At 63.2% G+C, this 21,043-nt stretch carries 22 protein-coding genes and 1 pseudogene; 12 read left to right on the top strand and 11 right to left on the bottom strand.

What is annotated here, in order from left to right:
- The first annotated feature begins 5 nt into the window (after window positions 1–5).
- The 8 genes from N5A92_RS23710 (at window position 6) to N5A92_RS23745 (ending at window position 5,406) form a co-directional block, all read left to right on the top strand.
- Window positions 6–518, top strand: a complete 513-nt coding sequence (locus N5A92_RS23710) for a TRAP transporter small permease (protein ID WP_260906794.1) — start codon at window positions 6–8, stop codon at window positions 516–518.
- Window positions 519–524: 6 nt separating this feature from the next.
- On the top strand, window positions 525–1,799 hold the full coding sequence (locus N5A92_RS23715) for a TRAP transporter large permease (protein ID WP_260906795.1): 1,275 nt from the start codon (window positions 525–527) through the stop codon (window positions 1,797–1,799).
- Complete coding sequence (locus N5A92_RS23720) at window positions 1,796–2,665, top strand: isocitrate lyase/PEP mutase family protein (RefSeq protein ID WP_260906796.1); 870 nt, start codon at window positions 1,796–1,798, stop codon at window positions 2,663–2,665. Before N5A92_RS23715 ends, N5A92_RS23720 begins: the two co-directional genes overlap by 4 nt.
- A 35-nt stretch (window positions 2,666–2,700) precedes the next feature.
- Window positions 2,701–2,826 (top strand): hypothetical protein, encoded by a 126-nt coding sequence (locus N5A92_RS23725; protein WP_260906797.1) that lies wholly within the window; start codon window positions 2,701–2,703, stop codon window positions 2,824–2,826.
- A gap of 191 nt (window positions 2,827–3,017) precedes the next feature.
- Window positions 3,018–3,164: a hypothetical protein gene (locus tag N5A92_RS23730; protein ID WP_260906798.1), complete on the top strand. Its 147-nt coding sequence runs from the start codon at window positions 3,018–3,020 to the stop codon at window positions 3,162–3,164.
- The gene (locus N5A92_RS23735) at window positions 3,161–4,012 is read left to right on the top strand and encodes an NAD(P)-dependent oxidoreductase (RefSeq protein ID WP_260906799.1); all 852 of its coding nucleotides are present in this window, start codon (window positions 3,161–3,163) and stop codon (window positions 4,010–4,012) included. Before N5A92_RS23730 ends, N5A92_RS23735 begins: the two co-directional genes overlap by 4 nt.
- A gap of 43 nt (window positions 4,013–4,055) precedes the next feature.
- The gene (locus N5A92_RS23740; RefSeq protein ID WP_260906800.1) at window positions 4,056–4,730 is read left to right on the top strand and encodes a transporter substrate-binding domain-containing protein; all 675 of its coding nucleotides are present in this window, start codon (window positions 4,056–4,058) and stop codon (window positions 4,728–4,730) included.
- 46 nt (window positions 4,731–4,776) lie between these two features.
- The gene (locus N5A92_RS23745) at window positions 4,777–5,406 is read left to right on the top strand and encodes a glutathione S-transferase family protein (protein ID WP_260906802.1); all 630 of its coding nucleotides are present in this window, start codon (window positions 4,777–4,779) and stop codon (window positions 5,404–5,406) included.
- Here N5A92_RS23745 and N5A92_RS23750 read toward each other — a convergent pair.
- Window positions 5,384–6,154 carry an ABC transporter permease gene (locus N5A92_RS23750; RefSeq protein WP_260906836.1) on the bottom strand — a complete coding sequence of 257 codons (771 nt, stop codon included), beginning with the start codon at window positions 6,152–6,154 and terminating at the stop codon, window positions 5,384–5,386. The genes N5A92_RS23745 and N5A92_RS23750 overlap by 23 nt on opposite strands.
- A gap of 99 nt (window positions 6,155–6,253) precedes the next feature.
- Window positions 6,254–7,018 (bottom strand): sulfite exporter TauE/SafE family protein, encoded by a 765-nt coding sequence (locus tag N5A92_RS23755; protein WP_260906804.1) that lies wholly within the window; start codon window positions 7,016–7,018, stop codon window positions 6,254–6,256.
- Window positions 7,019–7,104: 86 nt separating this feature from the next.
- Between N5A92_RS23755 and N5A92_RS23760 the strand changes: the two genes are divergently transcribed.
- Entirely contained in the window at window positions 7,105–8,046 is a 942-nt protein-coding gene (locus tag N5A92_RS23760) for a LysR family transcriptional regulator (RefSeq protein WP_260906805.1), read from the top strand.
- Here the strand turns inward: N5A92_RS23760 and N5A92_RS23765 are convergent.
- From N5A92_RS23765 to N5A92_RS23790, 6 genes are all read right to left on the bottom strand, one after another.
- On the bottom strand, window positions 7,985–8,995 hold the full coding sequence (locus N5A92_RS23765) for a D-2-hydroxyacid dehydrogenase family protein (RefSeq protein WP_260906807.1): 1,011 nt from the start codon (window positions 8,993–8,995) through the stop codon (window positions 7,985–7,987). The genes N5A92_RS23760 and N5A92_RS23765 overlap by 62 nt on opposite strands.
- On the bottom strand, window positions 8,992–10,680 hold the full coding sequence (locus N5A92_RS23770) for a thiamine pyrophosphate-binding protein (protein ID WP_260906809.1): 1,689 nt from the start codon (window positions 10,678–10,680) through the stop codon (window positions 8,992–8,994). The genes N5A92_RS23765 and N5A92_RS23770 overlap by 4 nt, the downstream gene beginning before the upstream one ends.
- A complete protein-coding gene (locus N5A92_RS23775; RefSeq protein ID WP_260906812.1) occupies window positions 10,677–11,774 on the bottom strand; it encodes a 4-oxalomesaconate tautomerase in 1,098 nt (365 codons plus the stop codon). The genes N5A92_RS23770 and N5A92_RS23775 overlap by 4 nt, the downstream gene beginning before the upstream one ends.
- Before the next feature lie 7 nt (window positions 11,775–11,781).
- A complete protein-coding gene (locus tag N5A92_RS23780) occupies window positions 11,782–13,794 on the bottom strand; it encodes a tripartite tricarboxylate transporter permease (protein WP_260906814.1) in 2,013 nt (670 codons plus the stop codon).
- Window positions 13,795–13,880: 86 nt separating this feature from the next.
- The gene (locus tag N5A92_RS23785) at window positions 13,881–14,984 is read right to left on the bottom strand and encodes a type 2 periplasmic-binding domain-containing protein (protein ID WP_260906815.1); all 1,104 of its coding nucleotides are present in this window, start codon (window positions 14,982–14,984) and stop codon (window positions 13,881–13,883) included.
- A gap of 482 nt (window positions 14,985–15,466) precedes the next feature.
- Complete coding sequence (locus N5A92_RS23790) at window positions 15,467–15,850, bottom strand: hypothetical protein (protein ID WP_260906817.1); 384 nt, start codon at window positions 15,848–15,850, stop codon at window positions 15,467–15,469.
- A gap of 65 nt (window positions 15,851–15,915) precedes the next feature.
- Here N5A92_RS23790 and N5A92_RS23795 point away from each other — a divergent pair, with 65 nt between their 5' ends.
- From N5A92_RS23795 to N5A92_RS23805, 3 genes are all read left to right on the top strand, one after another.
- The gene (locus N5A92_RS23795) at window positions 15,916–17,001 is read left to right on the top strand and encodes a helix-turn-helix transcriptional regulator (RefSeq protein ID WP_260906819.1); all 1,086 of its coding nucleotides are present in this window, start codon (window positions 15,916–15,918) and stop codon (window positions 16,999–17,001) included.
- A gap of 135 nt (window positions 17,002–17,136) precedes the next feature.
- Window positions 17,137–18,045 carry an alpha/beta fold hydrolase gene (locus N5A92_RS23800; protein ID WP_260906821.1) on the top strand — a complete coding sequence of 303 codons (909 nt, stop codon included), beginning with the start codon at window positions 17,137–17,139 and terminating at the stop codon, window positions 18,043–18,045.
- A gap of 22 nt (window positions 18,046–18,067) precedes the next feature.
- Complete coding sequence (locus tag N5A92_RS23805) at window positions 18,068–18,901, top strand: class I SAM-dependent methyltransferase (protein ID WP_260906822.1); 834 nt, start codon at window positions 18,068–18,070, stop codon at window positions 18,899–18,901.
- A 444-nt stretch (window positions 18,902–19,345) separates the two neighbouring features.
- Here the strand turns inward: N5A92_RS23805 and N5A92_RS23810 are convergent, their stop codons facing one another.
- From N5A92_RS23810 to N5A92_RS23820, 3 genes and pseudogenes are all read right to left on the bottom strand, one after another.
- Window positions 19,346–19,747: a cupredoxin domain-containing protein gene (locus N5A92_RS23810; RefSeq protein WP_260906824.1), complete on the bottom strand. Its 402-nt coding sequence runs from the start codon at window positions 19,745–19,747 to the stop codon at window positions 19,346–19,348.
- A gap of 363 nt (window positions 19,748–20,110) precedes the next feature.
- Entirely contained in the window at window positions 20,111–20,470 is a 360-nt protein-coding gene (locus N5A92_RS23815; protein ID WP_260906826.1) for a hypothetical protein, read from the bottom strand.
- Window positions 20,471–20,926: 456 nt separating this feature from the next.
- Window positions 20,927–21,043: pseudogene (locus N5A92_RS23820) on the bottom strand (IS630 family transposase); the annotation flags it as partial.

Consider the following 21,043-nt stretch of genomic DNA (forward strand, 5'->3'; position numbering starts at 1 on the left):
CGGTCATGGAAGGGGCTTTCAGGCTAGTCGACCGCCTGTCGGGAGCGCTCGCGCGGCTGGCCGGCTGGGCCTATTTCGCCATCGGGCTGATGCTCTTCTACGAGGTCGTGGCGCGGTATTTTTTCACCGCGCCGACGATCTGGGCGGAAGAATTGTCGCGGCTGGTCTTCATTTATGCCACGCTGCTGGCCGCTCCCTTCCTGCTGCATCACAACCAACATATCCGCGTCACCGCGCTGGTCGGCCTTCTGGGGCCGGGCGCCCGGCGCGCCTGCCGCCTGATCGCGCTGGCTTTCGTGGCGGCCTTTGCGGTCCTGCTCGTCTGGTATGGGCTGGACGCCCCGCTCAACAGCTTCGCGCGCGGCCGCACATCCGGTTCCATGCTCGACATACCGGCCTGGTGGCCCCAGGCGGCCGTGCCTTTCGCCTGCGCCCTGTTGGCTTTGCAATCCATTGTCGAGTTCGTGCGCACCGCGATGGGCGCGCCTCTGCCGCCCGAAAACGTGACCGAGGAATAGCGCCGCGTGACCGTCCTTCTCATTCTCGGCGCGCTTTTCGCGCTGCTGCTTGTCGGTGTGCCCGTTGCCTTCGCGCTTGGCGGGCTCGGCTTCATGCTGCTGGTGGTCGGTAATTTCGCCCCGCGCATCGCCACCACCTCGTTGCTTTCCTCGCTCGACAGCTTCATCCTCATCGCCGTGCCGCTGTTCCTCCTGATGTCGAACGTCTTGCTGCGCGGGGGCGTGGGGCGCGACCTGTTTGCGGCGGTGCAGGCCTGGGTCGGCCATTGGCCAGGCGGGCTGGCCGTGGCGACGGTGATAAGCTGTGGTCTCTTCTCGGCCATTTCCGGTTCGTCGGTGGCGACCGCCGGCACGATCGGCGCTGTGGCCATCCCGGAAATGACCAAGCGCGGCTATCCGCGCTCTTTCGTCTTCGGCCTGCTCGCGGCCGGCGGCACGCTCGGCATTCTCATCCCGCCCTCGATCATCCTCATTGTCTACGGCGTCATCACCGAGTCCTCCATTCTCGGCCTGTTCATGGCCGGTGTCGGGCCGGGCCTTCTGCTGATGGCGCTGTTCATCGCCTATTCGATGCTGTTCGCCCGCTTTTCCAGCCACTACCAGCCCATACCCAAGGCGGACTGGACCGAGCGCTGGAACACGGCGGTGCGGGCGCTGCCGACGATGGGCCTGGCCGCACTGGTGATCACCGGCATCTATGCCGGCTGGTTCACGCCGACCGAAGCCTCGGCCATCGGTTTCATCGGGGCTCTAATCCTGACGCTCGTCGTGCTGCGCAGCCTCAGCTGGGAGGATCTGAAGGGAGCGGTCACTGACGGATTGAAAGCCTCGGCGACAATATTGCTGATCGTGGCGGGCGCCAAGATTTTCGGCCGCGCCATCGCGCTGTGGCGCATCCCACAGGACATGTCGTCCTTCATCACGGCCAATGTGGATACGGTCGGCGCCTTCGTCATCGCGATCGCTGTCGTGCTCCTGCTCATGGGCCTGTTCATGGAGGCGCTGTCGATGATGCTGATCATGATGCCGGTGCTGGCTGGAGCGATGATCGCCATGGACATCAATCCGATCTGGTTCGGCATTTTCTTCGTGCTTATGGTGGAATGCGCGCTCATCACCCCGCCCGTGGGCTTGAATTTGTTTGTCATTCAAGCCATCGGCAAGGCACGCCTCGGCGAAGTCGCGCGGGGTGCTGCGCCCTTCGTCGCCATCCTGCTGTTCACTGTGCTTCTGATCTATCTGTTCAAGGATATCGTTCTTTGGCTACCGAGAAATCTTTGAGCCCCGCCACCCGGCTGCGCGCCCGCCTTGAAAGCGGTAAGCTTCTGGTCACGCCGTCGTGCGGCGACGCGCTGACGGCGCGGCTGATCGAGCGCACGGGCTTCGAGGCGATGTTCATGTCGGGCTTTGCCGTTTCGGCCAGCCGCATCGGCGCGCCCGATGCCGGGCTGATCTCCTATGGCGAGATGCGCGACGCGGTGCGCGACATCTGCGCGGCGACCCGCCTGCCGGTGATGGCCGATGGCGACACCGGCTATGGCAACGCGATGAATGTGCGCCGCACGGTGACGGGTTACATGCGTGCGGGTGCGGCGGCGGTGATGGTCGAGGATCAGGTGGCGCCCAAGCGCTGCGGTCACACCAGGGGCAAGCTGGTGGTCGACCGCGTCGAGGCCGTGGACCGCATCCGCGCCGCTGCCGACGCGCGCGCCGAGGAAGGCCGTGACGTCCTTATCATCGCCCGCACCGATGCCCGCCATGCGCACGGCCTAGACGAGGCGCTGGCCCGCGCGGAGGCCTTTCACGCGGCGGGCGCCGACATCCTGTTCGTGGAAGCCCCGCATTCGGAAGAGGAGATGCGGCGCATCTGCGGCGAACTGCCGGGTTGGAAAATGGCCAATATGGTCGAGGGCGGCGCGACGCCGATTTTGCCGCAGGAAATATTGGCCGAGATCGGCTATGCCCATGCGGCCTATCCGCTGACGCTGATGGCAGCCGCCATGCAGGCCATGGAACAGGCGCTTGAAGCCTTGCGCCATGACCGCCCGCCCATGGGGCTGATGCCCTTCGCCGCCCTGCGCGAGCGGGTGGGATTCGAGGATTACTATGCCGCCGAACAGCGCTACAGCGATCGGCGCGAACCCTGACCTGAGGAGGAAACACGCGACACCTGAAGTCTTCTGTGTTCGATGTGGCCCTGCTGCTCGAGTTCGGCCTGCGTGGCTATGTTCTGCGCCTTTTCCTGTTCGAGGCTGCGCCGCTGCTGATGGGCTTTGTGCTGGGTCCGTTGCTTGCCTGCGGCTTCTGAAGATGCTTGAGCTTGCCCACTCAGCCAGAAGTATAGCCCAAGCTCGCTTCTAGAGAGGCGGGGCCTCTTGTTCGATGCCTCCAGGGCGTGCAGCCGGCATGCGGGTCGCACATAGCAAGCTGAGGCGGCAGAAAACTTATCGCCGAGGCAGGAATGGAATTCGAAAATGGCGCCGGGTCGTGATACGGTAGATGAAGGGGGATTATTCCATTTTCTTCAGCAGCACCGTCTCGCTGGTGACCGTCGCGATCATCGTCTTGTCCCTAGCCAGGCGGCTGGTCTGGCGGGTCCTCCAGCGCAGGACACAGGCGGCCGAAGATGCGGAGGCCACGCAATGAGTCTGACTGTCGCCATTCCCGTCGCGGGCGCCATGGGCGGAGGGCTTGGCGGTATCCTGACCGCCAATGGCGCGACCGTTCTGACCGAAACCGCCGGCCGCTCCGCGGCCACGCAGGAGCGCGCCGCTGCGGCCAGGATGACGCCGACGGACGCGGCAGGGCTGGGTTGCGCAGACATCATCCTGTCCGTGGTGCCGCCGGCGATTGCGATCGAGACCGCCGCGCGGCTGGCGCCGCATATCGCCGCGGCCGGTGGCAAGGCGCTCTTCATCGACGCCAATTCGATCAGCCCGGCGACCGCGCGTGCGGTCGCGGTCGTGTTGCGGCCGACCGGCGCGGCGTTCGCCGATGGCGGCATCGTCGGTCCGCCGCCGAGGCCGGGGGGCAAGCTGCCCTCGCTGCATGTGTCGGGCCCCGGCACCGAGCGGGCTCTGGTCCTGCGCGACCTCGGCCTCGACGTGCGCCCGGTCGACGGGGATGTCGGGGCCGCGTCGGCGCTCAAGATGTGCTTCGCCGCGATCAACAAGGGGCTGGTTGGGATATTGGCGGCGGTCGCCCAGGCGGCCGAGCGCGAGGGCGCGGGCGCGGCGTTGTCGGGGCTTTTGGAGGAGAACCACCCTGCAATCGCCGCGCGGGCCCGCAAGGCCTTGCCCGACATGTACCCGAAGGCATATCGCTGGGTGGCGGAGATGGAGGAGATCGCCGATTTTCTGGGTCGCGACCGGGCGGAAAGCGCCATCTGGCGCGCCCTTGCCCAGGTCTATTCCGACCTGGCGGCGGACAGCGCCGCGGATGGGCAAGCGATCGGCCTGATCGAGACCTTCCGCAAACGCGTCGCCGCGGGCTGAGCGGTCGCGTCCGAGCAGAAACATTCGACTGGAGGAAACGCTTGTGAGTGAGGAATTGCAGGCCATCGCGCCCGGGGAGGTGCTTCGCGCGGCGATCAATCTGGGCAACCGGGCCCTGGCGCGGGAGGAGGATGACGAGCTTCACGGCGTCACGCCCGCCCTTGCAAAACGGCTCGCGGAGGAGATCGGCAAGCCAGTGGAATTCGTCGTCTATGACGGTGCCGGCAAGACCTTCAACGACGCCGGCAAGGACCACTGGGATGTGGGGTTCCTGGCGATCGACTCCGAGCGCGCGAAGACGGTCTCCTTCACCCGGCCCTATAAGGAGATCATCGCGACCTATGCGGCGCGCGACGACAGCTCCGTCCAGTCGGTCGAGGAGGCGGACAAGCCCGGCACCAGAATCCTTGTCGGTAACGGCTCGGCCTACGATCTCTACCTGACGAAGACGCTGGAACATGCGGAGCTGATCCGCGCCAAGGATCCCGGAGAGTCCTTCGCGATGTTCCTCCAGGGCGAGGGCGACTTGGTCGGCGGCGTGCTGCAAAGCTTGCAGCGTGCCTTCCCCGAAGGTTGCGGGGTGCGGATCCTACCCGGCCGGATCACCTCGGTGCAGCAGGCAATGGTGCTACCCTATCACGACGCGGACCGGATCGCGGCGCTCGACGCCTTCGTCGAGCGCGCGATTGCGGACGGCTTCGTCGAGGCGAACAATTGAACCACCGGGCGCGGCGCCAGAACCGATACCAAGCAGGAAGGCAGCCATGATCGACCTTTACACCTGGACCACGCCGAACGGTCGCAAGATCTCGATCTTTCTCGAAGAACTCGGCATCGACTACGAGGTGCACCCGGTCAATCTGCGCGAAGACGAGCAGAAGACGCCAGAATTCTTGAAGATCGGTCCCAACAACAAGATCCCGGTTATCGTCGATCGCGAGACCGGGTTGAGCCTGATGGAGTCGGGCGCGATCTTGTGGTACCTCGCCGGCAAATACGGGCGGTTCCTGCCCACCGATACCAAGGCGCGGATGACCGTGCTCCAATGGCTGATGTGGCAGATGGGCGGTCTCGGCCCAATGGCGGGGCAGGCGCATCACTACGTCCACCACAACCCCGGCAAGTATGAGTACCCCGAGACCAAGCTCTCGAACGAGGTCAACCGCTTATATGGCGTGCTCGACCGCAGACTCGAGGGGCGGGATTATATCTGCGACGAATACACCATCGCCGATGTCGCCTGCTGGCCGTGGGTCTCGCGTTACGAGTGGCACGGGGTGGATCTGTCGCGCTATCCCAATGTGCGGAACTGGTATCGGCGGATCCTGCAGCGCGAGGCGGTGCGGACGGGCTATCACATTCCGCATTTCGTCAACGAGATCCCGCAGGGCTGAAGGGCGCACGGCGCACGGCTGGTTTCCTCGAGAAACATATCGCCTGACCGGCGCGGCACGCTCCCGCACGATTCGGGCGGGGCGCCTTGCTCAAATGGTTTGCAAGGTACCGGGAAGCAGCGCAAAGTTCGGACGTGCGAGCCAACCAGGAGGAAGAAATGAAGCGGCGCCGCGACCGGTTTCCGGTGCATTGGGGTTGGCAATCTCGGACCGCTCCATGGGAGATGCAACGCTGACGTGGGTCGACCACGAAGTACAAGATGTCGACCGCGAGGTTGGCGAGAATCATCGACAGGGCCGCCAACATGGCGATCGTTTGTACGACAGCCAGTTCGCGCGAGGTGACGGCATCGATCAGCAATCGTCCGATACCGGGCCAGGCAAACACGGTCTCGGTTACGATCGAACCGCTAAACTGGGCGCCCGCCATGAAGCCCAGGACGGTAATGGTCGCAATTGCGGCGTTGGGCAGTGCGACACCCCAGACGATTGCTCGCTCGCTCATGCCGCGGGCGCGCGCCGCGCGGACGTATGGCGCGTTCAGCACGTCCAGCATGGATGAGCACACGAAGCGCGCGACCACCGCGCCACCGGCGGTGCCGAGCGTGAAGACCGGCATGAGCAGATTGTACCATTTGTCGTTGCCAAAGGCAGGAAGCCAGCGCAGTTGTACCGAGAAGACGAGGATCAAAATGATCCCCGGGAAGAAGCTCGGAAGGCTGAAGCCGGCGCCGCACCAGCACGACATTGCCGTGATTGAGCACGACACGCCGGTTCCCGTCCGGCGCGATTTCCTGGGCAATTGCGGTGGTGTCGGTCATGCGGTGATCCTTTTTCAAGGGTGTTGTCAATCGCCGATGAATTGTTGCAGACCCCCGAATATCAGGCGCACTGCGAGGATTGAGAGGACGATGTTCAGGGCGTAGCGGAAACGGTGGTCGTCCATGCGATTGAGCAGAAGCCGTCCCGTCAAGGTGCCTGCAAGCCCGAACAGGATCATTGCGACAATGAAGAAGAGCCACTCCGTGAATGCAAATCCCAGCAGCCCGAACGCCACGGTTTTCACCCCGTGCTGGATCGTCATCAGCATGGCGTGGGTCGCGACATGTGCATGGCGCGGCAATGAATGCGATTTGGTATAGATCGCCACGAAAGGTCCGGTGGCGCCGAAGAACATGGTCAGGAAGCTCGAGAACGCACCGACGAGGAGCGGCCAGTCGCGGACGCCTTTCGGCGGACGTCCAAACACCGACCAGAGAATGAATGCGCCGACGCCGATCTGCACCATATAGGGCGGGATTCCGACAACCAGAAGCCCCCCGGCGCCAGCGCCGACGATCGATCCGAGAAGGAATGCGGGGATGGCTGGCCAATATACGTGGCGCACGGTAACCAAGGCGCGGCCAAGGTTCGAGCCTATCTGCACAACGCCGTGGGTAGGGATCAGCGCCGCCGGAGGAACCAGAGTCGCCATGACGGCAAGAAGAGCAGCGCCGCCACCAATGCCGAACGCCACGGTGATGAGCGAGGACAGAAAGCTGACGCCAAGAAGCAGGATGAAGACGAAATCGCCCATTCCCTGGGGAAGGAGCCCGGTATCGAGCCAACTCATGGTTGTCTTGCCCCTGTCGAATAGGCGCCCAGCGTCTGGCGGGCCGCTTTCGGACGCGGCCGGGCATCAAGGAAGAGGATTGCGAATTGCGCACTGATTATCTTGGTCTTGTGGCCTTCGTGGCTGTTGCCGACCACGGAAGCTTTCAGCGTGGCGCCGAAGCCTTGAACATTTCGCAATCTGCGCTGAGTCACAGGCTGCGTAAGCTCGAAGAGGATCTCGGAACGCCTCTGCTCATCCGCTCCAGTCGGGAGGTTTCGCTTACCACTGTCGGCCAAGGTCTTCTGCCGGAAGCGCGCCGTATCCTCAAGGAGTTGCATGACACCTACGAGTCGGTTCGCGGTCGGGCGCAGCGCATGCGGAACCGCCTTACCTTCGCCTGCCTGCCAACCGTCGCGAATGCTTCCTTGCCCGCCGTCGTGGCGGCCTTCGGAAACAGATACCCCGAGACGGGGATCGAGGTACTCGACGTCCCCGTCGTCAGGATTGCGGAAAACGTCCGGTCCGGAATCGCGGCATTCGGCGTCACGATCGTCTCCGCGGAATTGCCCGACCTCAGGCTCTGGCCGCTGGTGGAGGAGGAGTACAGGTTGCTTGTGCCGCGGGACCATGAATTCGCGCGGAAAGGATCTGTCGAGCGCGCGGATCTGGAAGGCGTGACGATGGCAAGGATCAGCACGCAGTCCAAGAACAGGCAGCTTCTCGATGTCGCTTTGGGGGCTTATCGCGATCAGATGCGATGGCAGTACGAAGTTCAGAATGCGACGACCGCCATGCGTCTGGTCGCCGAGGGAACGGCGCTGACCATCCTGCCGGCTTCGGCCATCCACATGGCGCCGGCCAATCTGGTTTCGGTCCCCTTCACTGACGTTCGGCTCAGCCGCACACTGGGCATCGTGGTCCGCCGGGGCGTGCCGCTGGCCGACGCGGCAAGCGAGCTCCTGTCCATGATCGAGGCTCAGATACTCAGGCTTCATGAACCTCTGGAGCCCGCGACGTCGATAGAGACCGCCAGGCTTCCGGATTGATCATATGGATCGGAACGCCTTCGGCATAAGCCTTCACGATTGCATATATGTCCGAGAACTGCTGGTCGAGTTCGTCCTGGGTAATGAACCCGATATGCGGGGTCGGGATGATTTTTGGATGCGTGATGACGGGATCGGCCGGATCGGTGACGGGTTCGTTTTCATAGACATCGAGCGCGGCCCTCCCGGGGCGACCGCTATCCAGCGCCTGCAGCAGAGCACCGGGGGCGACGAGTTTGGCGCGCGATGTGTTGACGAAAACGGCATCGGGTCTCATCCGCCCAAGATCGTCAAGGGTGATCTCTCCCCTGGTCTCCGGGGTCAGCCGCTTGTGGACGCTGATGAAGTCAGGTTCGGCGAAGAAGGCTTCGCGTGATTGTGCCACGGTCTCTTGCTCGACCCGCGCACGTTCGCGGCCGGCTTTGGAAGCCCACCAGACGACCCGCATCCCGAAGGCGCGGGCATAGTTCGCAAGAGCATTTCCGATGCGCCCATAGCCATAGATACCGAGGGTGCGGCCATTCAGGCTACGGCCGATGCCGCATTGCCAGGCTCCCGCCCGTGCCGAGGCGATCTGCTGGGGCAAGTCGCGGGCAGCCGCGAGGATGAGCGCGAAGGTCAGCTCCGCAGCCGCCAGATTGGCGCCCTCGGCATGCAGGTTCGAGCAGAAGAGGATGCCGCGCCGGGACAATGCAGCCACGTCGACATGAGGGTGTGCGCCGCGCATGGCGACGAGGCGCAGCTTCGGCAGCTTCTCCACCAGGCTTTCGGTTATCTCGGTTCGGTCGCGAAAAAGGATCAAGGCCTCCGCCTCGGCAAGGCGCTCGGCAAGAACGGTCTCGTTCTCGGGTTTGTCGGTCCAGACCGTGACGTCGTGATCCTCGAGCATGGCAAAGCTTGGGAGCGTCTTCAGCGTATCGAAATAGTCGTCCAGAATGTGTACTTTCACAGCAGCCCCTCCAGTTCGATGGGTTTCTCCGTGCCCTCATGGCCTTTGGGATGGGCGCGACGTATGACCGGTGAAACGATCCTGTCCGAGACATGGAAGTCCCACACGGCACAGCCGCCCGTCCCCGAAAATTCGGCCACCATTTCGGGCAGGGCGTCGAGATCCTTCACGACCCGCCCGGAGACGCCGAAACCTCTAGCAATGGCGCCGAGATCGCTGTAACCGAAAACCGCTCCCGCATCGCTCAGCCCCTCCGCGCGGAGCTTGTGGATTTCCGATCCGTAGGCGCCGTCATTGAGTGCGCAGACCAGGATGTTCAGCCCGTGACGCCGGATGGTTTCAAGTTCCTGGATATGCATCAGCAAGCTGCCGTCTCCGTCGAAGAGAACGACGGTGTCGTCCGGGTTCGCGGCTGCAACGCCCATGGCATACGAGATTCCGTTTCCGATCGCGCCAAATTCGCGGATCGTTGTGAACCGCTCCGCCGGGCGGCCCCGCATATGCGCGAAATAATACGAGCAATGGCCCGACGAATTCACCATCTGCCAGTCTTTGGGCAAGGCTGCATCCAGCGCCGCAACCACGTTGCGCGGGTCGTGGCGTCCGGCATCGGCCGGAAATTCCGCCGTATCGAAGGGCGTTTGTGAAATCGCGCGCGCAAGGGCGCCTGTGCGCCAACCTGCATCCCGGGGCCCGATCTGCTCCAGCAATGCCTCAATGCCGAGGCGGGCGTCGGCCCGCAAATGGTGCCGGGCCGCGATCTGGCCCTGGCTGACGGCGCGCGGATGAGTATCGATTTGCAGGATGGCGGCTTCGGGGAACAGCGTCCCCTTGTCGAGATTATGCTGCGCCAGCCGGGTGCCCACGGCGATCACGAGATCGGCTTTCGCAAAACAAGCGCGCGCGACGGCCGAAGAGAATCCACCCGCCACCCCGACATAGAAGGGGTCGTCATGAAAGAGGCCGCGCGCAGGCAATGTGGTCGCCAGAAGCGCGCCCAACCGTTCGGCCAGCGCCCTTGAGGCGGGGCCCGCCCCGGCGCGAACGGCGCCGAGACCGCCCATCACCACGATACGCTTTGCCCGTGAAATCCGCGCCGCAGCATCCTCGACATCCTGCGGATGTGGAGGGATCGGCCGCGGGCGAGGCAGGATATCGGCGGACGGCGCGGGAAGTCGGTCGCCGCCGGACCAAGCCGTCGCCTGAAGGTCGAACGGGACGCCGATGATGACCGGCCTTTGCTCTTCCTTCGCCTGAACGAAGGCATTGCGAACAGCCTCGGGCATCCGCAACGGATGATGAAGGGTGTGATACGCCGCTCCGGTCGCGGTAGCGAACGGCGCCTGATCGATCGCCTGGTTGTACCACGCTGTGCCCACGGGCGCTTCGCCGGCGAAGACGACAAGCGGAATATTCGCTCTGACGGCGGCCGGAAGCGCTGTCAACACCTGCGTCAGACCCGGGCCGCATGTCACGGTGGCCACGCCCACTTTCCCCGTCGAGCGTGAAAAGGACATGGCGGCCGAAACGGCGCAATGTTCGTGCCGGACATTGATCATCCGGGTACCGAGCCGGGCCAGTTCGGTCGCCCAGTGCATGTTCGCATCGCCCAGAAGTGCAAAGCAGGTGCCGACGCCTTCGCGGGAAAATGTCTCCGCAAGGACTTCGTATGTCTTTTTCGTCATTTCCGATTCCAGATTCGGGAGGGTATCAGGAGTTCGCCGCGCGCCAGAAGCCGCGCCGTGCGGACCAGCCCGGCCGCCCGTAGAGCGATACCGCCGTCGCTCTGCGGGTCGAAACTGACGGTCACTTCGATCTGTCCCGATGGATGTTCGATGCGCACGATCTCGGGAGAGCGTCGCGTCAGACCGGAGACCAGGAACTCCGCGATCGTGCCCGAAATCATGGCGCAGGAGGCGATGCATTGCGCACCCGTGACCGCCATGCTCGGATGGCATTTCCACGGCATGAAGTAGCGCGCCGCGATCGTTCCGCCGTTCGCGGCGGGCGCCAGAAGCGCGATCTTGGGCGTCACCGACTGGCTGACATCGCCCATGCCCATGCGTCGCCCTGCTTCGAGACGCAACAGCTCGACACGATGATAAAAGGCCTGATTGGCGTCCAGTTCTTCCCTGCTCTCAAGACCGGTCAGGCCGAAGGCGTCGGCGCGGGCGATTACGACCGGCATCGCGACGTCCATGCAGGTGACCTCGATACCGTCAATTTCGTCGCGCGGATTTCCAGTGGGCAGCAAGGCGCCGGTCACAGACCCGATGGTATCCAAAAAATCCAGTTGAACCGGCGCGGCTGTGCCGGGCACTCCGGCAATGGCCGTGTCTCCCTCATAGTCGACATTCCCGCCGGATGTCTGGACCACTGCCTTTACGCGGGCGCCCGTATTTACCGCGTGGATCCGAACCGGTGTCTCGCCGTTCCGGGCCGCGACCAGACCCATTTCGATCGCCGCGGGACCGACGCCCGAAAGGATGTTGCCACAGGTCGGGCGGAAATCGACCTCGGGCTTGTCCACCGCGACCTGCGCGAAGAAATAGTCCACGTCGCAATCGTCACGTTCCGAGGGGCTGAGCATCGCGACCTTGGTAGTCACGGCATTCCCCCCGCCGATGCCGTCGATATTGAGCGGATGACCAGCGCCGACCGCGGCAATGAGCACTTGCGCAAGCGTCTCGCGATCCTCGGGCAGGTCGGATCGCAGTATATAGGGTCCTCGCGATGATCCGCCGCGCAGGAACAGGTAGGGAATGGCTGTCTGGGTCATCAGGTCCTCAAGTTAACGGCCAAGGGAGATCGACGAAGCGCTGCAGGAGGCCCGGCGGGAAGTCCCGGCCGAGAACGCTCGCCAGCATGAGGATGAAGGCGACCCCGCCGGCAGTGGCCAACAGGGAGCGCCACCAGCCGAAACTGCCACGCAGGCGGAAGAACGGCAGAAGGAAGGCGACCAGCGCAATCACCAGACCGAACAGGCTCGTAAGGACCAGGAGCCCGAGGAACCAGCCGAGCGTCAACCAGAGCCCGGAGGCCGCCGCTCCGTCCTCCCCTTGTTCGAGATCGATGAAAAGTTCGTCGGTCGCAGGCCTTCGCGTGGCCTGCACGAGCAGGACCAATCCGCTCGCCAGGGTCACGAGACCGATGGTCAGGGGGAATATCTTGTCCTGCAGGCGGTTTACGGACCATGCATCCCAGGTCGCCACGGCAACATAGGCCGTGAGACAGCCGAGGAAGAGCATCGGCGCGAATTTCCCGCTTGTGGGCGCGTCGATATTCTCGCGAATGTTCTTGGAGGCGCGAATGCCGACAAAGATCGACACGACGATGATGATCAGCAATCCGATCGAAATCGGCGTCAGCAGATAGTCCCATCCGGTTTCCATGCTCCGTCTGAAACGGGCGCCGGCGACCTGGAACACCTGGTTGACGAAGACCTCCGTCTGGTTCGACAACACGAACCCGATTAGGAAGGCGGGCCGCGAAAAATCGAAGCGCCGCAGCAGGATGCCGAGCACCCCCAGCGCGAGCAGTGCGGCAAGGTCCGCCGTGGACTGGCGCGATTGAAACGCGGCGAAGGCGATCAGCATGAACAGGTAGGGGGCAAGCACGGTGAAGCGGATCGTCGTCAGCTTGGCGATCCAGCGCGACAGGACGATGCAGAGGCCGGCTCCGATGACATTGGCCAGCGCCAGGGACCACACGATGGTGTAGGTCGTGTCCAGCTGGGTGCGGATCATCTGCGGTCCGGGCGTCATGTTGAGGAGGGCCAATCCGCCGAGGAAGATCGCCATCGAGCCGGAACCGGGAATCCCGAAAATCAGCGTCGGAACGAGGCCACCGCCCTCCTTGGCATTGTTGGAACTTTCCGGCGCGATGACGCCGCGAATATCGCCCTGGCCGAATTTAGAGCGGTCCTTGGCGGTCTGGACGGCGGAGCCATAGGCCAGCCAGTCCACGACGGACCCGCCCAGGCCGGGGATGACGCCCACCAGGACGCCGATGACGGCGCAACGAAGGGAAAGCCACTTATGTTGCCACCAGTCGCGGATGCCCTGTGCCCAGCCGTCGCCGAGTTTTCCGGAGTTTGAGATCGGCCTGTCGCGCCGCAACAGCGATACGATCTCGGGAACGGCGTAGATCGCCAGGCCGACGATGACGAGTTGGAACCCGTCCACCAGATACGGGATATCGTAGGTCGACATTCGCAGGCTGCCGCCCGCCGGCGCCGCCCCGACCGTCCCTGCAAGGATGCCGAGCCCGGCCGCCATGACGCCTTTCAGCGGCACCCGGCCTGCCAGGATCGCCACCATGGACAGGCCGAGCACCGTGATCATCAGCATCTCCGGCAGGCCGAAGGAAAGGATCAGAGGCCGCGCAATCAGGATGAAGAAGGTCAGGATCAGCGCGCCGAACAGTCCGCCGAACAGCGAAGAGGCAAAGGCCGCCGACAGGGCTCGTGCCGCATGCCCCTGTTTCGAAAGGGGAAAGCCGTCCAGAACAGTGGCCTGACTGGCCGAGGAGCCGGGAATGCCGAGCAGTACGGACGAGAAAGTATCGGAGGTCGGAATAACCGCAACGAGCCCGACCATTAGCGCCAGCCCGGCGACCGGTTCCATTCCGTACATGAACGGCAGCACAAGCGCGAGCCCGGCGATGCCTCCAAGTCCGGGCAGCACGCCGATCGAGAGGCCGAGAAGCACGCCGGCGACAAGAAACATTAGCTGGCTGGGGCGGAGTATGAGACTGAATGCGTCCCCCAGTGCCGGCACTGCGGTAGCTAAAAGATCCAAGGCGGCTCTCCCGACGAGTTTTTGGGGTACGCAGGATTTCCGCCCGGCGGCTGCGCCGGGTGGAAATACCAGACGCCGCGTCCGCCCTATTCGAGAGTGACGTTGTAGTCTTCTTTCAGCCAGTCGATCACGTACTGCTTGGCTTCGGGTGTGATCGTGGTCGCTTGCTCGTGCGCGGCTTTGGCTGCATTGCCGGTGGCTTGTGGGTAGATGCCGAGCACCGGTTCCGCGGTTTCGGCAAAGCCTTCGGCAGCGATGGCCTCCTGAAGGGCCGCCGTATACATGTCGACGATCTCCTGAGAGGCGGATTTGGGCAGGTAGATCATCTTCTGTGCTGCGAAGCCGGAAACGAAGAAGGCTTTCCACGCATCCCAAGCGGTGCCTTCGGTTTCACAGTCTTCTGTCGCTTCGCAGATTTCCTTGAAGGAAGGCAAATCGGGGAAGGTCGGATCGCGAACGATCTCGCCATCGTCGTTCAACGCGCCCCAGGTGAAGATCGGTACAGCGAGGCCGTCATCCACCAAGGCCTGGACATTGGCGAGGTATGCGGAACTCGTCTGATAGTCGATATTGGCTTCGCCGCGTTCGAACATCAGGCGGCCGCCGCCGCGGCCATCAACGCCGAAGACCGGATCGACCTGAAGTCCCAGCATCTTGAATGCCAGGAGCGGAACCAGATCAAGCGTCGTGGCCCCCTGGCTGCCATACAGGAAAAACTCGTCTTTCAGATCATCGGCATCGCCGTCGAACCTTTCGGCGATATCGGGCGGCAGATAGACCACGCCGCCTGTGCCGGAGGCGAGGACCACCTGCCAGTCGTTATATTCATAACGAACCCTTGGATCGCCCAGGAGATAGGGGAACTGGGTCGAGCCCGACGTGCCGAAGATCAGGGTCCCGTCACCCTGGTCCTGCTGTCCCTGGAACCAGTTTGCGCCCTCGGTCGATCCCGCGCCGGGACGGTAGCGGACGACGACGGTCGGATTTCCCGGAAGTGTTTCGCTCAATTGCGGGGCGAAGAAGTTAGCCCAACGCCCGGAGCCGCCCGACTCGGAGAAAGGGATTACGTATTCGACGGTCTTTCCCTCGAGCGACGGTCCTTGCTGGGCGGTTGCCGGCAATGCCGAAACCAGCGCCGTCGTGGCGAGGGCCGTTGAAAGACCAAAATTCACTACCTGGCGAACTGCCATGTCATTCCTCCCCCAATTGCCATGTCCGGCTTCGAAGCCGGACGGCGCAAGACACTCCACTGCCTTGCTATCAGCAGATGCAGCCTTGCATCGCTTGCAGGTGCAATCAAATGCAATTCAGGAATTCATGGATGCAAAAAAATAATATAATCCGTCTGGAGCCTGCTTTCATCGTTTGCGCAGGCCGAGAATGGCGCCGATAACGGGACGCCTGTCGCTTGGCAGATGGGGTGGTTGCCGTCCTCCCCTAGCGGCATGGTAGCCTCCAGTCTCCGGATACCACCGGAGTGCTGTTGGCGTTGCTGATCTGCTAAACTTCGGTGAGAGCCGGAGCAAAGCGCGTGAGCAGCCCCAATAGGCCCGAACAGGAGGACGGTGTCGCGGAACATCTCGATCACCTCGAACGCGGCCGAAGACATTATGAGCGGCGGGCATGGGCCGACGCCTACGACGCGCTTACACTTGCAGATCGCACTATCCCGTTAGGAACCGACGATCTCGAGCTGCTGGCGATGTCGGCGTATCTGATCGGTCGCGAAGACGACTATCTGCAGGCGCTTGATCGAGCCCATCGTGTTTTCCTTGATTCCGAGCAATGCGCGCGCGCTGCCCGCTGCGCGTTCTGGATCGGGTTGTGCCTTCACTTTCGGGGTGAGACAGGTCCGGCGACCGGATGGTTCGGCCGCGCCCAGCGCCTTGTCGAGCGAGAAGGACGCGCGTGTGTCGAGGAAGGATACCTGTTGGTGCCCCGTGCGGAACGGGATATCGCCGTGTCGGATTCGCAAGTGGCATACGCCTCCGCGGCAAGGGCTGCAGAGATTGGCGAACGTTTCAGGGAATTGGACCTGATCGGCTGCGCCCGCCACCTTCAGGGTCGCGCGCTCCTGCAGCAGGGTCAGGTCGAGCGGGGCTCGCGCTGCTGGATGGGGCCATGGTTGCGGTGGTCGAGGGAGAATTGTCGCCGCTGATGACCGGCCTCATCTACTGCAGCGTCATAGACAGTTGCATCCAGGTATACGCATTTGCCCGCGCGCGGGAGTGGACTTTCGCGCTGTCCAGGTGGTGCGAAGAACAGCCGCAACTCGTCAGCTTCACCAGCACGTGTCTGGTGCATCGCGCGGAGATCATGCAGTTGCATGGCGCCTGGCCGGGTGCGATCGAGGAGGCGAAACGGGCCTGCTCAGGGTTTTCTCGGGGAGGCAAGCAAACGCCTCCCGCCGCAGCGTTCTATCGGAGGGGGGAGCTGCATCGTCTGCGGGGTGAGTTCACGGCGGCCGAAGAGACCTATCGAGATGCTAGCCGTCGCGGGTTCGAACCGCAGCCGGGACTGGCCCTGTTGCGGATGGCGCAAGGTCACGTCGACACAGCGGCCGTGGCGATTCGCCGTGCTGTGAGCGCCAGAATGGATCGGCTCGGGCGCACGCAACTGCTTTCCGCCTGCGTCGAGATCATGCTGGCGGCGGGCGATATCGAAGGAGCGCGCGACGCCTGCCGGGAACTTGAGGAGACCGCCCGGCGGTTTGACATGGGCGTGCTCGGTGCGATGGCGGCGCACGCCAGGGGATCTATCGAGTTGGCTGAAGGCGAGGCCGCGAAGGCCCTTTGCTCGCTACGCCGTGCCTTTGAAATCTGGCAGACGACCGAGGCTCCTTACCAAGCAGCGCGCGTGCGCGAGCTTATCGGGCTGGCTTGCCGCGCGCTTGGCGACGAAGAGGGGACAGGGCTGGAACTGGACGCCGCGAGCGCCACATTCCAGCGGCTCGGCGCCGCCCCGGATCTCGCTCGCATCGCTTCGTATGCAAAGGCCGCAGCCTCGATTCAAAGCCACGGGCTGACGAAACGCGAGTTGCAGGTGCTTCGACTGGTGGCTGCCGGAAAAACCAACAAGGCGATTGCCTCCGAGCTGTTCGTGAGCCGGCGGACGATCGACCGGCACGTTAGCAATCTCTTGGGCAAGCTCGACGTCTCATCGCGGGCCGCAGCGATCGCCTATGCCCACAAGCACAAGCTCGTCTAAACAGTCTGTCTGCACGTCGCAAAATACCCATATCATCGCGCTCAGCAATTTGGGTAGTTTCGCCGAAGCGCCGGCCGTCGCTCCATCGTAGCGTTGTTCCCAGGACGATCCTGAAACGCAAGCGAGGAGGAAGCGATGGCCGAAGCCCTAAAGCGGAAAGCCCCGAAGGCGGCGGAGGGCGAGCGTCCGATCGACGGCGGCGCACGAGAACGATTGCTCTCCGGGATGCCGCTCACCGGGCGCGCACGCGACCTGGCCGGCATCTCGACCGCCGTGCTGGAAGGCGGTGATGGCCCACCCATCGTGCTCCTGCATGGGCCGGGCGAATACGCGGCGAAGTGGATCGGTGTCTTTCCGGATCTGGTGAGATCCTACCGGGTCATCGCCCCCGACATGCCGGGACATGGAAATTCGGTTGTACCCGGCGGCCCAATCGAGGCAGATCGCGTCCTTGAGTGGTTGGGTGCGTTGATCGAGCACACGTGCCCGAACCCGCCAGCGCTCATAGGGCAAGTTCTCGGCGGCGCCATAGCGGCCCGTTTCGCCAGCCGCCATGGCGAGCGGCTCAGCCGACTCGTGCTTGTCGACGCACTCGGCCTGGCCCCCTTCCAGCCGGCACCGGAGTTCGGACGCGCCCTGGCCGACTTTATCGCTGATCCGACCGAGGACACACATGACCGCCTGTGGCGGCAATGCGCCTTCGATCTCGACCGCCTGCGCGACCGTATGGGCGACAGCTGGGAGCGGATCAAGGCCTATAACCTCGATCGGGCGCGCACTGCTGCTCTTCACGCCACGCAGCAAAGCCTCATGGAGCAGTTCGGGATGCCGGGGATCCCGGAGGCGGAGCTGGACCGAATAGCCGTGCCGACGACGTTGATCTGGGGCCGGCACGACCTCGCCACACGTCTGTCCGTCGCCGAGGATGCCAGCAAACGCTACGGCTGGCCGCTGCACGTGATCGAAGATGCCGCCGACGATCCTCCCATCGAACAACCCAAAGCGTTCCTGAAGGCGCTTGACACCGCGTTCAGCCACTCGTGACCGCCAAGCAATGGAGCTGGATGTGAATCTTGAGGAACAAAAACAAGCACAGGCGGCCTGGGACAAGATCGCGCCGGGCTATGACAGGACCAACACCCTGACCCAGATGTGGCTGGGGAATGAAGGTCTCCGCCGGGCCGGCCTTCTTCAAGGTATGCGTTTCGTAGATGTGGCCGCGGGAAGCGGTGCCCTCAGCATCCCGGCGGCACGCATCGGTGCACGGGTGTTGGCAACCGACCTGTCTCCCGTCATGCTGGAGTTGCTGCGGGAGCGTGCGCGCAAGGAGGGGCTCGACATCGAGACCCGCGTCATGGATGGCCACGACCTTGCACTCGATGACGACAGCTTCGACATGGCCGGATCGCAGTTCGGCGTCATGCTGTTTCCCGATATGCCGAAGGGCATCCGCGAGATGGCGCGGGTCGTCCGGCCTGGCGGGCGTGTCCTGATGAACGTATACGGCGATCCGCGCAAGATCGAGTTCTTCGGTTTCTTCGTCCGCGCCATTCGATCGGTCCGCCCCGACTTCACGGGCCCTCCGATGGATCCCCCGCCGCTACCCTTCCAACTGCAGAGTCCGGAGAGGCTGCGCAAGGAACTCACGAGCGCTGGCCTTAAGGACATCAGGGTCGAGACCATCACCGAAACCACGGAGTTCGAGACGGGAGAGGCATTGTGGGAGTGGCTGATATGGAGCAACCCGATCGTCGAAATGGTGCTGGGCAGCCTTGACCTGACGAGCGATGAGCGAGAGGTGATTCAGCATGCGCTGGACGAGATGGTCCAGGAACGCGCCAGCGGGACCAGCACTGCAAGGCTGACCAATCCGATCAACATCGGCATTGGCACCAAGTGACCGGCGCAACAGCAACTAAAGTCAGCTTCATCAATTAGAAACGGACCTCGGCCGCCCGTCGGTTGAACGGCAGCCTTTGGCGCGTTCCAGACGTCCCGGTAGGCTCTTCCATTCGGCAAAAAATCCACCCTTCTACGACGGTGATGGACGCGAAGTATCGACCCGAAGGCGACATCTACCGAACGGCGCGTGTGTGCAACCGGCCTACCGCGACCTACACTGCACTTGTGCTCTGAGCGCTGCACTACTCTGTCGAATTTGACACCGCTGTTTCGGGATGCCGGCCTCGAGCGAGTTGGTGAGCTGCTGGTTCGATCCATGTGCGCAGATCAGATCAGCCTGGTGCGACGATCGAAAGCCACGCCATCGGTCGGCTTCCGGCCTGTCACACGCGGACGTTCCATCGCGAGCCTTGGACGCTGGCGCCGTCCGGCCAAGAATGCTTCACCGCGCTTCCACAATGATGGTTCCCTGCATTCCCAATGCTTCATGCGGCAGACATGTATAGCGGTAGGTCCCGGGGACCGTGAAAGTCCGCTCAAAGGTTTGGCCAGCCTCTATCGACCCCGAACGAAATGTCTTCGCGTTTTTCGGAAGGCTGACGTTTGCTGGGTTCGAAGCGAGCGCTGGATCGCCGGTGACGGTGTGCGTATTGATGGAAGTGTTTCGCCACTGCACCGTCTGTCCCGGTCTTATCCGGATCGTTTCGGGAACGAAGCTGATCAGGCCCATTTCCACCGTCGCATCGACCGTAGCTGGCGGCGGCTCGGTTGCGGGTCCGGTTACGCAGCCCGTCAACAGAACCAACGTCGCGGTTCCAACGGTGAAAAAACCGGTGGTCTTCATCTGCCCTACCTCAACTGGTTCATGGTTCGTGTGATGCCGCGCCGGCTCATGCAGTTCAGGCGACGTTTGAGCCGTCCTGGAGGGCTGCTTCCCTTCGGCGCGCCCGCAAATCTGAAGTAGCGCGACGGCGCGAAGAGGAAAGACGGGTGGCTGGCCGAGTCTGGTTCAAGGCCGGTTGGGCAGCGACATTATCGGTCAAGGAACTGCCGGACCGCCAAAGGGTTGGAGATTCGCAACAGAAACGAGGCCCCACGTCCTGGCCTACAACATCAAACGGGTCATCGCGGTCCTCGGAGCGCCCGCACTGATGGCAGCGATGAAGGGATGAGGAATCTGGACATCGCGCGCCGCCAACCTTAGCGGTCAGCCAGAGAAATGATCCACCTCGCGCACCAGACGATCGCTTGTCTCTGCGAAGTTGCTCTCGTCATTGCGGAGGATGAGATCACTGAACGGTCGCTGTCCAAAGCCCTTGGCGATCATCTCGGCGCTACGCTCCACCTCATCCGGGGTCAACATTCGCTGTCGTGCGGTGATATGGGCGATATCCGCGATCAGGCTGACGCAACGGCACGGTGTACCGCGCCGCCCGAATGCCTCGCGATAGAATACCCAATTCGTGCGTCGCAGCGGGTAGGCCACAATCACGGCAGGATGGCTGTGGAGCTGTTCCAGGCAGGCAGCAACTATGCGATGGCTGGTCTTGAGGATCGAGGTAGCCACGGCCTGGGAAGAAAGTGATCATCGCCATCGATAAACGCGAGACCAAGCCTTGATGCCACGTCCCGGCCCAAGCTTGTTTTTCCTACCCGACGGGGCCTTCAAATAAGACCACAGTTCCTGGCATCCCACGCACTTCTTTCTTCACATCAGGTGGAGATCCGATACGCCCCTACGGCGCTGATATTCGCCGCGGAGGCCGGCCGGCACCCGTAGAGTCGCAACGGAGCGCGTTGCGCGGAGAGGAGAAATCATCGATCTGCGGGCCGGGTGGAGCGGCGTAGCTTGCGCCAAAAGGAATGCGAAACGTCCCTTTCATGCCCACCTCCCTTTGCCTCCAAGTCGGATGCGCTCCCAGCTGTGTCGGGGGCGTGGGGGCGTACCGACGAGGCTAGGAGCGCTCACGCCAATGTGGCGTTTCAGATTATCCCACGTCGCCGTGAATTCGACTAGAGTCGTTCACGATTTGACGGAAGGGTATCCGGCGTTTGCGAAGTAGTTTTCGCATTCGCCGGGTTGGATGGTTGAGACGAGATGGCCGATGTGTCGCCATGTCTCCTCGATCGTCCGCTTCTG

The sequence above is a fragment of the Chelativorans salis genome, assembly GCF_025336525.1.
GTDB lineage: Bacteria > Pseudomonadota > Alphaproteobacteria > Rhizobiales > Rhizobiaceae > Chelativorans > Chelativorans salis.

Coding starts and splice junctions, on each gene's coding strand:
- N5A92_RS23810 (WP_260906824.1), bottom strand. CDS start 19,747: ATGAAGACCACCGGTTTTTTCACCGTTGGAACCGCGACGTTGGTTCTG.
- N5A92_RS23735 (WP_260906799.1), top strand. CDS start 3,161: ATGAGTCTGACTGTCGCCATTCCCGTCGCGGGCGCCATGGGCGGAGGG.
- N5A92_RS23785 (WP_260906815.1), bottom strand. CDS start 14,984: ATGGCAGTTCGCCAGGTAGTGAATTTTGGTCTTTCAACGGCCCTCGCC.
- N5A92_RS23775 (WP_260906812.1), bottom strand. CDS start 11,774: ATGACCCAGACAGCCATTCCCTACCTGTTCCTGCGCGGCGGATCATCG.
- N5A92_RS23755 (WP_260906804.1), bottom strand. CDS start 7,018: ATGAGTTGGCTCGATACCGGGCTCCTTCCCCAGGGAATGGGCGATTTC.
- N5A92_RS23730 (WP_260906798.1), top strand. CDS start 3,018: ATGAAGGGGGATTATTCCATTTTCTTCAGCAGCACCGTCTCGCTGGTG.
- N5A92_RS23800 (WP_260906821.1), top strand. CDS start 17,137: ATGGCCGAAGCCCTAAAGCGGAAAGCCCCGAAGGCGGCGGAGGGCGAG.
- N5A92_RS23750 (WP_260906836.1), bottom strand. CDS start 6,154: ATGTCGTGCTGGTGCGGCGCCGGCTTCAGCCTTCCGAGCTTCTTCCCG.
- N5A92_RS23710 (WP_260906794.1), top strand. CDS start 6: ATGGAAGGGGCTTTCAGGCTAGTCGACCGCCTGTCGGGAGCGCTCGCG.
- N5A92_RS23770 (WP_260906809.1), bottom strand. CDS start 10,680: ATGACGAAAAAGACATACGAAGTCCTTGCGGAGACATTTTCCCGCGAA.
- N5A92_RS23795 (WP_260906819.1), top strand. CDS start 15,916: ATGGTTGCGGTGGTCGAGGGAGAATTGTCGCCGCTGATGACCGGCCTC.
- N5A92_RS23745 (WP_260906802.1), top strand. CDS start 4,777: ATGATCGACCTTTACACCTGGACCACGCCGAACGGTCGCAAGATCTCG.